This window comes from Geomonas sp. RF6 (genome assembly GCF_021044625.1).
Classification (GTDB): domain Bacteria; phylum Desulfobacterota; class Desulfuromonadia; order Geobacterales; family Geobacteraceae; genus RF6.
Map to the genome: position 1 here is coordinate 4319121 of NZ_CP087999.1, position 13809 is coordinate 4332929.

12 protein-coding genes are annotated in these 13809 nt (G+C 62.4%); 10 read left to right on the forward strand and 2 right to left on the reverse strand.

Translation table 11 applies throughout. The annotated features are described in order from the left end of the window. Positions 1-371 precede the first annotated feature (371 nt). The 10 genes from tsaD (at position 372) to gltX (ending at position 9549) form a co-directional block, all read left to right on the forward strand. The gene (gene tsaD / locus LPW11_RS18460) at positions 372-1400 is read left to right on the forward strand and encodes a tRNA (adenosine(37)-N6)-threonylcarbamoyltransferase complex transferase subunit TsaD (RefSeq protein WP_230995342.1); all 1029 of its coding nucleotides are present in this window, start codon (positions 372-374) and stop codon (positions 1398-1400) included. After that, the gene (gene rsmA / locus LPW11_RS18465) at positions 1400-2224 is read left to right on the forward strand and encodes a 16S rRNA (adenine(1518)-N(6)/adenine(1519)-N(6))-dimethyltransferase RsmA (RefSeq protein ID WP_230995343.1); all 825 of its coding nucleotides are present in this window, start codon (positions 1400-1402) and stop codon (positions 2222-2224) included. The genes tsaD and rsmA overlap by 1 nt, the downstream gene beginning before the upstream one ends. A 74-nt stretch (positions 2225-2298) precedes the next feature. Next, positions 2299-3642, forward strand: coding sequence for a UDP-glucose dehydrogenase family protein (locus tag LPW11_RS18470; RefSeq protein WP_230995344.1), 1344 nt, complete (start codon positions 2299-2301; stop codon positions 3640-3642). 71 nt (positions 3643-3713) lie between these two features. Continuing rightward, the gene (locus tag LPW11_RS18475; RefSeq protein WP_230995345.1) at positions 3714-4649 is read left to right on the forward strand and encodes a UDP-glucuronic acid decarboxylase family protein; all 936 of its coding nucleotides are present in this window, start codon (positions 3714-3716) and stop codon (positions 4647-4649) included. A 2-nt stretch (positions 4650-4651) separates the two neighbouring features. Further along, positions 4652-5260, forward strand: a complete 609-nt coding sequence (locus LPW11_RS22370) for an FtsB family cell division protein (RefSeq protein WP_269145354.1) — start codon at positions 4652-4654, stop codon at positions 5258-5260. Positions 5261-5337: 77 nt separating this feature from the next. After that, a complete protein-coding gene (locus tag LPW11_RS18485) occupies positions 5338-5493 on the forward strand; it encodes a hypothetical protein (RefSeq protein ID WP_230998352.1) in 156 nt (51 codons plus the stop codon). Further along, positions 5490-7154 (forward strand): arginine--tRNA ligase, encoded by a 1665-nt coding sequence (gene argS, locus LPW11_RS18490; RefSeq protein ID WP_230995346.1) that lies wholly within the window; start codon positions 5490-5492, stop codon positions 7152-7154. The genes LPW11_RS18485 and argS overlap by 4 nt, the downstream gene beginning before the upstream one ends. A gap of 10 nt (positions 7155-7164) precedes the next feature. After that, positions 7165-7809 (forward strand): SPOR domain-containing protein, encoded by a 645-nt coding sequence (locus LPW11_RS18495; protein WP_230995347.1) that lies wholly within the window; start codon positions 7165-7167, stop codon positions 7807-7809. A 79-nt stretch (positions 7810-7888) separates the two neighbouring features. Then, the gene (locus LPW11_RS18500; RefSeq protein WP_230995348.1) at positions 7889-8074 is read left to right on the forward strand and encodes a DNA gyrase inhibitor YacG; all 186 of its coding nucleotides are present in this window, start codon (positions 7889-7891) and stop codon (positions 8072-8074) included. Between the two features lie 77 nt (positions 8075-8151). After that, entirely contained in the window at positions 8152-9549 is a 1398-nt protein-coding gene (gene gltX / locus LPW11_RS18505) for a glutamate--tRNA ligase (RefSeq protein ID WP_230995349.1), read from the forward strand. 243 nt (positions 9550-9792) lie between these two features. Here gltX and LPW11_RS18510 read toward each other — a convergent pair whose 3' ends face one another. Both LPW11_RS18510 and mutS read right to left on the reverse strand, forming a co-directional pair. After that, complete coding sequence (locus LPW11_RS18510; RefSeq protein WP_230995350.1) at positions 9793-11016, reverse strand: N-acetylmuramoyl-L-alanine amidase; 1224 nt, start codon at positions 11014-11016, stop codon at positions 9793-9795. A gap of 16 nt (positions 11017-11032) precedes the next feature. Beyond that, positions 11033-13651, reverse strand: coding sequence for a DNA mismatch repair protein MutS (gene mutS / locus LPW11_RS18515; protein WP_230995351.1), 2619 nt, complete (start codon positions 13649-13651; stop codon positions 11033-11035). Positions 13652-13809: the final 158 nt, after the last annotated feature.

A 13809-nucleotide genomic window follows, 5' to 3' on the forward strand; every position in this document is an offset into this window, starting at 1 on the left:
GAAGGGGAAGATGATCTCCGGAAGCGAATGTCGAACCCTCGCTGGAGGACAGGCTTCCCAGCCTGTCGCGCGGCGCGAGCCGCGTCTGCTTCCATGGCGGCTGACGCCGCCATCGCAGGCAAGATGCCTGCGCTCCAGCGCGCGGGCACCGTACGTCGGCAGAGGGAAGAAGTTGGTCTCCCGCGGCGAATGTTGAACTCGCGCTGGAGCACAGGCTTCCCAGCCTGTCCCGCGGCGCGAGCCGCGTCTGTTCCAGTTCAGCCGGCGCATGCCCCTTCTTCCCACTGATCATTCGATAGAAGGACTTCGTATGTCCTCGAATCGTGCAATAATTTACTGGATACATCACTTTTGCTCGGGTTCCGATTTATATGCTTTTACTTGCTCTAGAATCTTCATGCGATGAGACGGCTGCCGCCGTGGTGGCGGACGGTCGTGTTATCCGCTCCAACATCGTCTCCTCCCAGATAGCGGTCCATGCCGAATATGGCGGGGTCGTCCCGGAAATCGCCTCCCGCCAGCACCTCGAAGCTGTCTCGACAGTCGTCACGCAAGCCCTCGAAGGGGCGGGCGTAACCCCCGCCGACCTGAAGGGGATTGCGGTGACCCAGGGGCCGGGCCTTGCCGGCGCGCTCCTCGTGGGGCTCTCCGCCGCCAAAGGACTCGCCTTCGGATGCGGCATTCCCCTCATCGGGGTGAACCACATCGAAGGGCACCTGCTGGCAGTCATGCTGGAGCGCCCGGTGGAGTTCCCTTTTCTCGCTCTCGCAGTCTCCGGCGGCCACTCCCACCTCTATCGCGTGGACGGCGTCGGGCGCTATCGGACGCTCGGACAAACGGTGGACGACGCTGCAGGTGAGGCCTTCGACAAGGTGGCGAAGCTCCTCGGTCTGCCGTACCCCGGCGGCGTGGCGATCGACCGGCTGGCAGCCCAGGGTGATCCCGGAGCGATCCGCTTTCCCCGCCCGCTCCTCAATGACGGCAGCTACAATTTCAGCTTCAGCGGCTTGAAGACTGCGGTGCTGACTCACGTGAAGAAGCACCCCGAGTCGGCGGAAGCGGGCATTCACGACCTTGCGGCCTCTTTCCAGTGGGCGGTCTGCGACGTCCTTACCCAGAAGACTGCCGCGGCCCTCGTGGAGACGGGGCTGAACCGGCTCGTGGTTGCCGGCGGTGTCGCGTGCAACAGCGCGCTTCGCCTCTCCATGCAGAAGATGTGCGATGAGAAAGGGGTCGAGCTTTACATCCCCACCCCCAGGCTCTGTGCCGACAACGCGGCGATGATCGCGGTGCCGGGGGATTTCTACCTGTCCGCCGGGATCTCGAGCGGCCTTGACCTGGACGCGCTCCCGGTGTGGCCCCTGGATCGCCTGGCGGCACGACTTACGGAGGGGATGTGATGGAGAAAATTCGCGCCAAAAAAGCGCTGGGCCAAAACTTTCTGGTGGACAGCGGTGTTCTCACGCGCATCGTTTCCTGCGTAAAGCCGACTCCGGAGGATTTTATCCTCGAGGTCGGACCTGGGCGGGGGGCTCTCTCCCGTCTGCTGGCGGAGAGCGGCGCGCGTCTTCTCGCCGTGGAGCTCGACCGCGAGCTCATCCCCGTGCTAGGAGCTGAATTCTCCGGCGCGCAGAACGTGGAGGTGGAGCATGGCGACATCCTGCGCGTAGACCTGCGGGAGATCCTCACGCAGCGCAGCGCCGGAAAGTGGAAGGTGGCGGCGAACCTGCCGTACAATATCTCCTCCCAGGTTCTTTTCCGCTTCCTCGACTGCTGCGACCTCTTCCAGAGCCTCACCCTCATGCTCCAGAAAGAGGTGGGGGACAGACTGGTCGCGCCGCCGGCGTGCAAGGACTACGGGATACTCACTGTTTTGCTCGGGCTGCACTTCGACATCCGCAGGGAGTTCATCGTGAAGCCCGGTTCCTTCCGGCCGATCCCGAAGGTAGATTCGGCGGTTCTTACCTTCACGCCGCTGCCGGCTCCGCGGGTCGAGGTGGGGGATGTCCGCTTCTTCCGGCTCCTGGTGAAAGGCGCCTTCAGCCAGAGGAGAAAGACCCTTTACAACGCCCTGCGCGGCGCACGCGTAGTGGAGACAGATGAGGCCCTTCTGGAAGGGCTTGCCAAGAGTGGTATCGACGGAGGGAGGCGCGGCGAGACCCTCTCGTTGCCTGAATTCGCTGCCCTTTCACGGGCTTTGTTGTCCGGGAAAAGTCTGGCGTAGTAACTTCCTTTTGTGGTATATAGAGCTGCTAATCTCAGACAGGGCCGCACACGCGGTCCATGGAGGTAATCCAGATGAAGATTTGCGTAGTTGGATCCGGTTATGTCGGTCTTGTCGCGGGAACCTGCTTTGCCGAAAGCGGTAACGACGTCGTCTGCGTCGACATCAGCGAAGAAAAGATCAACGGACTCAAAGAGGGAATAATCCCCATTTACGAGCCGGGACTAAAGGAGATGGTGCTGCGAAACTGCGAGGAAGGTCGCCTTACCTTCACCACGGATATCGCCGCCGCCGTCAAGGATTCCCTGGTTAACTTCATAGCGGTCGGGACCCCTCCCGGTGAGGACGGCTCCGCCGACCTGCAGTACGTCCTGGGGGTGGCGCGCGACATCGGGCGCCACATGACCGGGTTCAGGATTGTGGTGGACAAGTCGACGGTGCCGGTGGGGACCGCCGACAAGGTGCGCGCCGCCATTGCGGAGGAGCTCGCGCTGCGCGGTGTGGACTACGAGTTCGACGTCGTCTCTAACCCCGAATTCCTGAAGGAAGGCGCCGCCATCGATGACTTCATGAAACCGGACCGTGTCGTTATCGGTACGGACAATGTGCGCACCGCAGAGCTCATGAAGGAGCTGTACTCCCCCTTCATGCGCAAGTCGGACCGCCTCATCATCATGGACATCCGCAGCGCCGAGATGACCAAGTACGCGGCGAACGCGATGCTGGCGACCAAGATCACCTTCATGAACCAGATATCGAACCTCTGCGACAAGATGGGCGCGGACGTCATGGCGGTCCGCGAGGGTATCGGCTCCGACTCCCGCATAGGCTACGACTTCCTCTTCCCCGGCGTCGGCTACGGCGGCTCCTGCTTCCCGAAGGACGTGAAGGCGCTGGCCCGCACCGCCGAGGAGTGCAACTACGACTTCATCCTCCTGAAGGCGGTGGAGGAGGCGAACGAGCGGCAGAAGCTGGTATTGCCGAACAAGATCGAGGCGCGCCTCGGCTCCGGCGGGGCTAAACCGCTCGAAGGGAAGACCTTCGCCGTGTGGGGCCTTTCCTTCAAGCCGCGCACCGACGACATGCGCGAGGCGCCGTCCTTGACGATCATCTCCCGGCTCCTCGAGCTCGGGGCGCAGGTCCGCGCCCACGACCCGGAGGCGATAAAGGAAGCACAGAAGCATTTCGGGGACCGGATCTCCTACAGCCACAACATGTACGACATCCTGAAGGGGGCGGACGCCCTCGTCATCATCACCGAGTGGAACGAGTACAGAAACCCCGATTTCGAGCGGATCAAGAACCTCCTGGTCAACCCGCTCATTTTCGACGGCAGGAACCTGTACAAGCCGGAACGGATCCGCAGCAACGGGTTCGAGTACCAGCCTATCGGCAGGAACGGCAAGGCCGGATTCTAAGGAAGATCACTTGAACGGCTTCGGGTCGGATGACCCGGAGCCGTGCAGCGACAGTGGAGGGAAAAGGCTTCATGCGTGTTCTCGTGACCGGCGGCGCCGGCTTTATCGGTTCTCATCTGTGCGAAAGGCTGTTGAAGGAAGGTCACGAGGTTATCTGCCTGGACAACTTTTTCACCGGCAGTAAAAGCAACATCTCCCATCTTCTTGATTCCCACGGTTTCGAGCTCATCCGCCACGACATTACCCAGCCGGTCCTCTTAGAGGTCGACCGGATCTACAATCTCGCCTGTCCCGCCTCTCCGATTCACTACCAGTACAACCCGGTGAAGACGATCAAGACGAGCGTCATGGGGACGATAAACATGCTCGGCCTCGCCAAAAGGGTGAAGGCGAGAATCCTCCAGGCCTCGACCTCCGAGGTGTACGGCGACCCCCAGATCCACCCGCAGACGGAGGACTACTGGGGAAATGTGAATACCCTGGGGATCAGGAGCTGCTACGACGAAGGGAAGAGGGTCGCGGAGACCCTCATGATGGACTACCATCGGCAGAACGGGGTGGACATAAAGATCGTGCGCATCTTCAACACCTACGGGCCGCGCATGGCGGAAAACGACGGCCGGGTGGTCTCCAACTTCATTCTGCAGGCGCTGCGCGGCGAGGACATCACGGTGTACGGGAAAGGGGAGCAGACGAGGTCCTTCTGCTTTGTCTCCGATCTCGTGGAGGGGCTGGTGCGCATGATGGAAGCCCCCGATTTCATAGGCCCCGTCAATCTCGGCAATCCCTGTGAAACGTCCATTCTCGACTTTGCCGAGAAGATCATCGCCCTTACCGGGTCATCCTCGCGCATAACCTACAAGCCGCTCCCCGCCGACGATCCGCGCCAGCGCCAGCCTGACATAACGCTGGCAAAAAAGAGGCTTGCGTGGGAGCCGAAGGTTGTCGTCGACGAGGGGCTCATGAAGACGATCGAGTACTTCTCCTCTGTCATTTCCGCGGGGTAACGATGCAGAAGCGGTTCTTCCTCGCTCCGGCGGCCATCATGGCGTTCATCCTCTTCTTCACCGTCTTCGGTGACCGCGGGCTGTTGATGATCAGCCGGCTGCACCGCGACCGTGACGAGATGCAGCAGCGCCTGGCTGAACTGAAGGGAGAGAATGAGAAGCTGAAACGGGAAGTCTCCGCGCTGCAGACCGACCGCCGATACCTGGAGAGCATCGCACGTCGCGATTTCGGTCTTGTGCGCAGCAACGAGACGATCTACCAGTTTCCCGCCGCGGAACAGGGGGCAGCCCCGCCCTCAGCACAGAAACCTGTGCAGACGGCGCAGAAGGTGGAGGGAAGCGCGGCACAGGGGCAGCAGCAGGCACCCCCGAAACCGGTGCTGGAAAGTAGTCAGACGGCGGAGCCGAAGCCTGCAACGAAGGTTGCACAACAGAAACCGGTCGCAAAGACAGAGCAGAAACCGGTTGCCAAGGCGGAGCAGAAGCCTGTTGCCAAGGCGGAGCAGAAGCCGGCGGCGAAGGCAGCCCCTAAATCCGCAGGGAAGGTTGAGAAGAAGGCGAAGTCGGAGCCGAAGGTCGACAAGAGAGGGGCGCAAAAGACCGAACCGTAGCCCCCTCCGGACAGAAGACGTCTTCTCCTCCCGGAAGGGAAGGGGGCGTCAGCATCAGAAAGGAACGGAAAATGAGCATGCAGAGCTGTGTAATCTGCGCCTGGCGCGAGAACTGCGCCAAAAAGTTCTGCGTAACGGACCTCGGGGCACGCTGCCCCGATTTCAGTAGAGACATCAGCATAAAGGCCGTCGACGACAGCGCGGCGGACTGTGAAAAGGGGGGTAATTCATGAAGGAGCAGCTGAGGGCGTGCATCCGGAAAGGAATAGAGGGGTGTATCGCGGACGGCACGCTTGCCAGCGCAACGGCCCCTGCCATTGTCGTGGAGAAGCCGTCTCACCCTGAGCACGGCGACTTCGCTACCAACGTGGCCATGCTGATGGCAAAAGGTGAGAAGAAGGCTCCGCGCGCCGTGGCGGAGATCATCGTCGCGAAGCTCAAGGGGAGCACAGAGCTTGTCGATTCCGTCGAGATCGCGGGACCCGGGTTCATCAATTTCCGCATCAAGCCTTCCGCCTGGCGCGAGACGCTGAACGTCATCTCCGGCGCCGGCGCCGAGTTCGGCAAGAGCACCGTTGGCCGCGGGAAGAAGGTCCAGGTGGAGTTCGTGAGCGCCAACCCCACGGGGCCGCTGCACATCGGTCACGGCAGGGGGGCCGCCACCGGCGATGCCGTTGCCTCTCTCCTGGAAGCCGCCGGCTTCGAGGTGCAGCGCGAATACTACATCAACGACGCCGGAAACCAGATGAACACCCTCGGTCTCTCAGTCCTCCTGCGCTACCGCGAGCTCCTCGGTCAGCAGGTCGACTTTCCGGAGAACTGCTACCAGGGCGCCTACATCAAGGACATCGCCGCCGATGCCGTGAAGGCATACGGCGACAGCTATCTCCAGGTCTCCGAAGATGAAGGTGTGGCCTTTTTCGCCAAATACGGCGGCAACGTGATCCTGAAGGGTATCGAGGACGACCTCGCTGCCTTCGGTGTGCGCCACGATCACTGGTTCTCCGAGCAGTCCCTTTTTGACGACGGGAAGGTTCCCGCAGCCATCGAGGAGATGCAGGAAAAGGGGCTGATCTACGAGCAGGAAGGTGCCCTCTGGTTCCGTACCACCGACTACGGCGACGACAAGGACCGCGTCGTGGTGCGCAGCAACGGGGTCACTACCTACTTTGCCTCCGACATCGCCTATCACCGCGACAAGTTCGGCCGCGGTTTCGACTGGGTCATCGACGTCTGGGGCGCCGATCACCACGGCTACGTGCCGCGCCTGAAGGGGATCGTGCAGGGGCTCGGGCGCAACCCGGACGACCTGAAGATCATCCTCGTGCAGCTTGTTTCTCTCCTGCGCGACGGCGTACCGGTGGCGATGTCCACCAGGAGCGGCCAGTTCGACACCCTGAAGGAAGTCGTCGACGAGGTCGGCCGCGACGCAGCGCGCTTCTTCTTCCTCATGCGCCGCTCCGACAGCCAGCTGGACTTCGACCTCGAGCTCGCCAAGCGCCAGAGCACCGACAACCCGGTGTACTACGTGCAGTACGCGCACGCCCGCATCAGGAGCATCTTCGAGGCAGCCCAGGAGAAGGGGGTGACCGTCGATCTCTCCGCGCCGCAGCTCGACCTCTTGCAGACCGCGGAGGAGATGTCCCTCATCAAGACGCTGGCGACCTTCCCGGAGACGCTGGAGTCAAGCGCGGTGAACTTCGAGCCGCATCGCATCACCTATTATCTGCAGGATCTTGCGGCCCAGTTCCACAGCTATTACAACAAAAGTCGTGTCATCATTCCCGAAGAGCAACAGCTCTCCAACGCCCGGCTCTTCCTCCTGCACTGCGTGGCGATCACCATAAAGAACGCGTTGACGGTCCTCGGGATTTCCGCTCCGGAGCGCATGTAGGGGCAACATCATGGTGCTTGACTACCACGACAAGCGAACCACCCAGAAGATCGACAGGAAGCCAGTACAGAAGAACCGGCCGAGGAGGCAGTCGTACGGGGTCTTCCTGGTCGCAGGCGTGGCGGCGCTGGCGCTCTCCTTTGGCGCCGGGCTTCTGACGGGGCGGATCCTGTACCGCACTCCGCAGGTTGCAGCACCTCCCGTGGTGGCGCAGGCCGCACCGAAGAAGGAAGATGCCGCCGCTGCACAGGCGAAGGCACCGGCGGCGGAGCCGTCCCTGACTTTCTACAATACCCTCCCGGCAGGGAGCAAAGGGGCGATCGGCAGCGGGATCAATACCAACCTGAAAAAGCCGGAGGCTCCCCCGGCCCAGTCCGCCGCGCCTGCACCTGCAGCGGATGCGGAAAGTGCCGCGAAGACAGCTCCCGCCGAGGGGCGTTTCGTGGTGCAGGTGGCCTCCTACCGCGACAAGGCGGAGGCCGATGCGGCCCAGGCGAAGCTTGCGGAAAAGGGGCTCGCCGCCTATGTGGCCGAATCCCGCTCGCAGGAAAACGGGGTATGGTACCGGCTGCGGATCGGGAAACGTCTTTCGAAGGAGGATGCGGAGGGGATTTCCGCGAAAGTCGGGAAGGGCGCGATCGTTCTTCCCGAGTAGACGCTGTTACCAGACCTTTGAACCGATAATCAATCCTCCAGCAACGCGTTGCTGGGGGATTATTTACGGAGAGGATAAAATGACCACACCGACCATCATCCGGTGTCCCCAGTGTCGCAAGTCGACGACGCTGACCAACAACCCCTGGCGCCCCTTTTGTTCCGAACGGTGCAAGATGATCGATCTCGGCACCTGGGCCTCCGAGGGGTATCGCGTCCCCGGGGAGAAAGCGCCGCAGAGCGAAGATGACGATTCGGACGAATAACCGCTAGGTTGACGCGCTTCAGCGCCTTTGCCACCTGTACTTGTTGATATTTTTACTGAACCGAAGGAGTCACTCTCATGTCCGAAGTACGATTGCGTTTCGCACCGAGCCCCACCGGGTACCTCCACGTCGGGGGTGCGCGCACCGCCCTCTTTAACTGGCTCCTGGCCAGAAAGCAGCATGGCAAGTTCATCCTGAGGATCGAGGACACCGACGTGGCGCGCTCCACGCAGGAGTCGGTGGACGCCATTCTGGAAGGGATGACCTGGCTCGGGCTCGACTGGGACGAGGGGCCGTTCTACCAGTCCGACAACTTCCCCATCTACCGCGAGTATGTGGAGAAGCTTCTGGCCAGCGGCAAGGCGTACAAGTGCTACTGCTCCGCCGAGGAACTCGAGGCGAAGAGGGAGGCGGCGCTCAAGGCAGGAGGGAAGCCGAAGTACGACGGGACGTGCCGCGACCTGCCGGACCAGCCGGGGAAGCCGTACGTGGTGCGCTTCAGGACGCCGCACGACGGGACCTCCGCCTGGGTGGACCTCATCAAGGGAACCATCTCGTTTGAAAACAAGGAGCTCGACGACCTGATCATCCAGCGCAGCGACGGGACCCCGACCTACAACTTCGTGGTGGTCATCGACGACGCGGTCATGGGGATCACCACCGTGATCCGCGGTGACGACCACGTGAACAACACGCCGCGCCAGATCCTCCTTTACGAGGCGCTGGAATTCCCGGTGCCGCACTTTGCACACGTGCCGATGATTCTCGGCGCGGACAAGACGAGGCTCTCCAAGCGGCATGGGGCGACGAGCGTCATGGCGTACCGCGACATGGGGTACCTGCCGGAGGCGATGGTGAACTACCTGGTGCGCCTCGGGTGGAGCTACGGCGACGAGGAGATCTTTACGCTGTCCGATCTGGTGGAGAAATTCTCCATCGAGAACGTCGGCAGATCCGCCGGCGTCTTCAACCCGGATAAGCTCCTGTGGCTCAATGCGCACTACATAAAGACCGGTGACCCGGAGCGCCTGGCGCAGCTGGTGACCCCGTTCCTGAAGCAGCGCCAGGTCGACCCCGCCACCGGGCCGAGCCTCGTGGAGGTCGTGAAGACGCTGCAGGAGAGGGCGCGCACCATGCTGGAGCTCGCCGACGGCGCGATCTTCTACTACAACAGCGACTTCGACTACGACGCGAAAGGGGCTGCGAAGCATTTCACTGCCGAGGCGCCCGAGCTTCTCGGTGCCCTGGTGGCAAAGCTGGAGGCGCTCCCTGCGTTGACGGTGGAAGCGATCGAGCAGCTCTTCAAGGAGATCTGCGAGGAGAAGGGGATCAAGCTCGGCCAGATCGGACCGGCAGTGCGCATAGCTCTTTCGGGGGTGACGGCGTCTCCGGGGATCTACGAGATGATCCACGTCCTCGGGGTCGAGGAGACGAAGAAGAGGATCGAGCGCGCGGTGGCGACGATCAAGCCGTAAAGAGCAGAAGCTGCAAACGCAAAAGAGGCGGGTCCGTAAGGATCCGCCTCTTTCCGTTTCTCCAACCAGTCCAACCAGTCCGACCAGTCCGACCAGTCCGACCAGTCCGACCAGTCCGACCAGTCCGACCAGTCCGACCAGTCCGACCAGTCCGACCAGTCCGACCAGTCCGACCAGTCCGACCAGTCCGACCAGTCCGACCAGTCCGACCAGTCCGACCAGTCCGACCAGTCCGGCGGCGCCCTACGCCTTGTTCAACGACGAGATATACCCCTTCAGTCCGAGCATGATCCCTTCTGCCGTCACGTCCTGGTACTCCGGCTCCTTCAGCTTCTGCTCGTCCCTCTCGTTGGAGACGAACGCCGTCTCCACCAGGATACTCGGCATCGTCGCCCCCACCAGTACGTAGAAAGGCCCCTGCTTCACCCCGAGGTTCTTCACCCCCGGGTACGCCGTCAGCGCCTTCTTGTGCAGCGACTTCTGCACCTCGTCCGCCAGGTGCGCAGAATCGTTTAGCTTGTAGTTCGCCATCAGGTCGAAAAGTACCGCCTGCAGCATGCTCACCTTCTCGAGACTCGTCCCGTTTTCCTTCGCGGCCAGCTGCGCTGCCTTCTCTGTCTTCGCGAGATTCAGATAGTACGTCTCTATGCCGTTGGCATTCCTGTTCAAGGAGGCGTTGGCGTGGACCGAGACGAAGAGATCCGCCCCGACGCGGTTTGCGATGGCGGTTCTCTCCTGCAGCTCGATGAAGACATCGGTGGAGCGGGTCATGACCGTGTCGATCCCCAGCTCCTCCCGGATCTTCTCGGCGAGCTTCAGGCCGACCTGCAGCACGATGTCCTTTTCCCTCGTCCCCGTCGGGCTCACGGCGCCCGGATCGTGCCCGCCGTGCCCCGGGTCTACCACGATCCTCCTGATCCTCCCTGCCTTGAAGCGCTCCTTCGGCTTTTTCGCCTTCTCCGCCACCGGCTCGGGCTTCGCCGTCTCGATGACTTCTTTCGTCGCCGATATCTCCTGCCGGCGCTCCCCCTTTATGTCCACGATGATGCGGAAGGGATCGGAGAAGGTGAAGACCTTGCTCTCCTTGATGCTGTCGAGATCGAGGACGACCCTCACGGTGGAGGCGTTGTACTGCGCGATCCGCACGCTCTTCAGCAACCCGTCCCCGACGCTCAAGTCCTTCACGCCGGGAGCGATCCGCGCTCCGAAAATGTCCAGATAAAGGCGCCCCGGGAGCTTGTGGTACTCGAAGCGTGCCTCCTCGCTCACCGCGATGGAGAGCCGGGTGTAGTCGGGGGTGGACCAGTGCTTGAGCTCCGTAACGGAGGTGCCCCCCTGCGCGAGGGCGAGAGCCGGGAAGAAGGGGGCGAGGAGAAGGGGCGCCTCGCGGGTCAGGAACTGGCGCAGCAGGAGCTGCTGGTACGGCGCGGAGAGCGCCGCGTATTTCAGAAAGTCTCGACGGTTCATCGATTTATCCCGTGAGTCATGGCTGCATCATCCTTTTCAGTTCATCGACGAGGTTCAGCGCCTCCAGAGGTGTGAGGGTCGTCACCTCCACCCCCTTGAGCCGTTCTCTCAGCAGATCCTCGCCGCTCCCGAAGAGGGAGAGCTGGGGGGAGGGGGGGCTCGACTTCTTCCGCCCTGCAGCGATGCGCGGCACCCCTTCTTCGGCGAATTCCCCCTTCTCCAGGTTCTGCAGGATCTCCTTCGCCCGTTCGATCACCTCTGACGGAAGACCGGCGAGACGGGCGACCTGGATGCCGTAGGAGTGGGAGGCGCCCCCCGGCACGATCTTGCGCAGGAAGATGATGCGGTCGTTCCACTCCCGGACCGCGATGTTGAAGTTCTTGATGCCGCTTCGGGTCACTGCGAGCTCGGTGAGCTCGTGGTAGTGGGTCGCAAAGAGCGTCTTCGCCGCATGCTTCTTGTTGTCGTGCAGGAACTCGGCGACCGCCCAGGCGATGGAAACGCCGTCGAAGGTGGAAGTGCCGCGCCCGATCTCGTCCAGGATCACCAGGCTGCGGCTCGTGGCGCCGCGCAGGATGTTCGCGCTCTCCATCATCTCCACCATGAAGGTGGAGTGGCCGCGCGCCAGATTGTCGGAAGCGCCTACGCGGGTGAAGATGCGGTCGATGAGGGGCATGCGCGCCTCGGCGGCGGGCACGAAGCTCCCCATCTGCGCCATCAGGGCGATGAGGGCGACCTGGCGCATGAAGGTCGACTTGCCGGCCATGTTCGGGCCGGTGATGATGAGGAGCTGGTTCTCGCCGTTGTCGAGCACCGTGTCGTTCGGGACGAAGCGCTCCTGCTGGTGCATCTCCTCGATGACCGCGTGGCGGCCGTCAGTGATGACCAGTTCGTGCCCCTCGTGCATGAGCGGGCGGCAGTAGCCGCGGTCGTGGGCGAGCTCGGCGAGGCTGGCGAGCACATCGAGGGTGGCCAGCCGGTCCGCGGTGCGGGCGATCCGCTCCCCCTGCGCCGCTGCCGCCTCACGCACCTCCTGGAAGAGGGAGAATTCCAGCTCCCTGATCCGTTCCTCGGCGCCGAGCACCTTCTCTTCGTATTCCTTGAGCTCGGTGGTGACGAAGCGCTCCGCGTTGGCGAGCGTCTGCCTCCGGATGTAATCCTCGGGAATGGAAGCGAGGTTTGTCTTCGTCACCTCGATGTAGTACCCGAAGACCTTGTTGTAGCGGATCTTCAGGGATCCGATCCCGGTGCGCGCCTTCTCCTGCGCCTCCAGGCGCGCGATGAACCCTTTCCCTTCGCGGCTGATGGCACGCAGTTCGTCGAGCTCCGCGTTGAAGCCGTCGGCGATGATGCCGCCGTCCCTGAGGACGAAGGGGGGATTCTCCACGATCGCCGCGCCGATGAGTGCAGAGATCTCCTCCAGCGGATCGGTCCCCGAGTTCACCTCCTGAAGGAGAGGGGAGGAGAGTTCGGCGAGCTTCTCCTTGATGGGGGGGACGCGCAGGAGGGAATCCTTCAGCGCGGCGAGGTCCTTTGCGGAGGCGGACGCCAGGCTGATGCGGCCGTTCAGTCTTTCCAGGTCATAGACGCCGTCCAGGAGCTCGCGCAGCTCCCTGCGCGCACCCGGCGCCTCCATAAGTTCCTGCACCGCATCCTGGCGCTTCACGACGCGCCCGAGATCCATGAGGGGATAGTTGATCCACTGCTTGAGCTTTCTGCCTCCCATCGCGGTGATGGTGCGGTCCATGAGGCCAAGGAGCGAGCCCCGCCGCTTCCCCTCGGAGATGGTGGCGGTGAGCTCCAGGTTTCGTCTCGTCGACTCGTCGAGGAGAAGATGCTCGTTTTGCTGGTAGCGGCTGATTCCGGTGACGTGCGGCGCGTTCCCTTTCTGCGTCTCCAGGAGGTAGTGCAGGATCGCTCCGGCGGCGGGAAGGGCGCATGTGAGCCCCTCGCACCCGAGCGTCGCCGCGGTCGCGCCGTTGAACTGGTTCCCGATAAGCCGCTGGCAGTAGTCGAGGTCGTACACCCACTCGTCGAAGTAGGTGATGGCCCGCTCCACGGTCAGGGTCGCGACCTCCCGCGCCATCTTCGGCTCGCGAAACGCAGCGGGAAGGATCACTTCGCGCGGGGCAATGCATGCCGCCTCTGCGAGCGCCCCTTGCAGGTCCTCTAGCTCGGTGACCCGGAAGTCGCCTGTGGAAAGGTCGAGAAAGGCCAGGCCGTAGCGCGCGTCGTCGCAAAAGAGGGCGAGGAGGAAATTGTTCTCCTTCGGCGAGAGCGATGCGTCGTCAACCACGAGACCAGGGGTGATGACCTTTACCACCTCGCGCTTCACGATCCCCTTGGCAGCCTTCGGGTCTTCCGTCTGCTCGCAGATCGCCACCTTTTCGCCAGCCTCAATCAGCTTCGCGATGTAAGGGGTGCAGGAGTGGTAGGGAATGCCGCAGAGGGGGACTTCGGCTCCGTCGGAGTTCTTGTTGCGGGAGGTGAGGGTGATGCCGAGGATGCGGGACGCTTTCAGCGCGTCATCGAGGAACATTTCATAGAAGTCGCCGAGCCTGAAGAAAAGGATGGTATCGGGGTAGTTGGCCTTGATCTCAAGGTACTGGCGCATCATGGGAGTCAATTCAGACATTACATAACCTTTTGAAGGGGGAAAAAGCGGCCACATAGTAGCAAAATCACGGCAGAGTGTAAAGCTCGGGGGCTCCTGAAGATCCTCTTTTTCTTGAGGTTTCCCCTGTTGTCCACGGTCCCCCTTTACCCTGATGGCGCGCCTGCATCATCTGTCGG

What these genes read in the sequence shown, in the direction of transcription:
- LPW11_RS18485 (WP_230998352.1), top strand. Translation starts at nt 5,338, where the DNA reads ATGCAGAGCTGTGTAATCTGCGCCTGGCGCGAGAACTGCGCCAAAAAG.
- tsaD (WP_230995342.1), top strand. Translation starts at nt 372, where the DNA reads ATGCTTTTACTTGCTCTAGAATCTTCATGCGATGAGACGGCTGCCGCC.
- gltX (WP_230995349.1), top strand. Translation starts at nt 8,152, where the DNA reads ATGTCCGAAGTACGATTGCGTTTCGCACCGAGCCCCACCGGGTACCTC.
- rsmA (WP_230995343.1), top strand. Translation starts at nt 1,400, where the DNA reads ATGGAGAAAATTCGCGCCAAAAAAGCGCTGGGCCAAAACTTTCTGGTG.
- mutS (WP_230995351.1), bottom strand. Translation starts at nt 13,651, where the DNA reads ATGTCTGAATTGACTCCCATGATGCGCCAGTACCTTGAGATCAAGGCC.
- argS (WP_230995346.1), top strand. Translation starts at nt 5,490, where the DNA reads ATGAAGGAGCAGCTGAGGGCGTGCATCCGGAAAGGAATAGAGGGGTGT.
- LPW11_RS18470 (WP_230995344.1), top strand. Translation starts at nt 2,299, where the DNA reads ATGAAGATTTGCGTAGTTGGATCCGGTTATGTCGGTCTTGTCGCGGGA.
- LPW11_RS18475 (WP_230995345.1), top strand. Translation starts at nt 3,714, where the DNA reads ATGCGTGTTCTCGTGACCGGCGGCGCCGGCTTTATCGGTTCTCATCTG.
- LPW11_RS18495 (WP_230995347.1), top strand. Translation starts at nt 7,165, where the DNA reads ATGGTGCTTGACTACCACGACAAGCGAACCACCCAGAAGATCGACAGG.
- LPW11_RS18500 (WP_230995348.1), top strand. Translation starts at nt 7,889, where the DNA reads ATGACCACACCGACCATCATCCGGTGTCCCCAGTGTCGCAAGTCGACG.
- LPW11_RS22370 (WP_269145354.1), top strand. Translation starts at nt 4,652, where the DNA reads ATGCAGAAGCGGTTCTTCCTCGCTCCGGCGGCCATCATGGCGTTCATC.
- LPW11_RS18510 (WP_230995350.1), bottom strand. Translation starts at nt 11,016, where the DNA reads ATGAACCGTCGAGACTTTCTGAAATACGCGGCGCTCTCCGCGCCGTAC.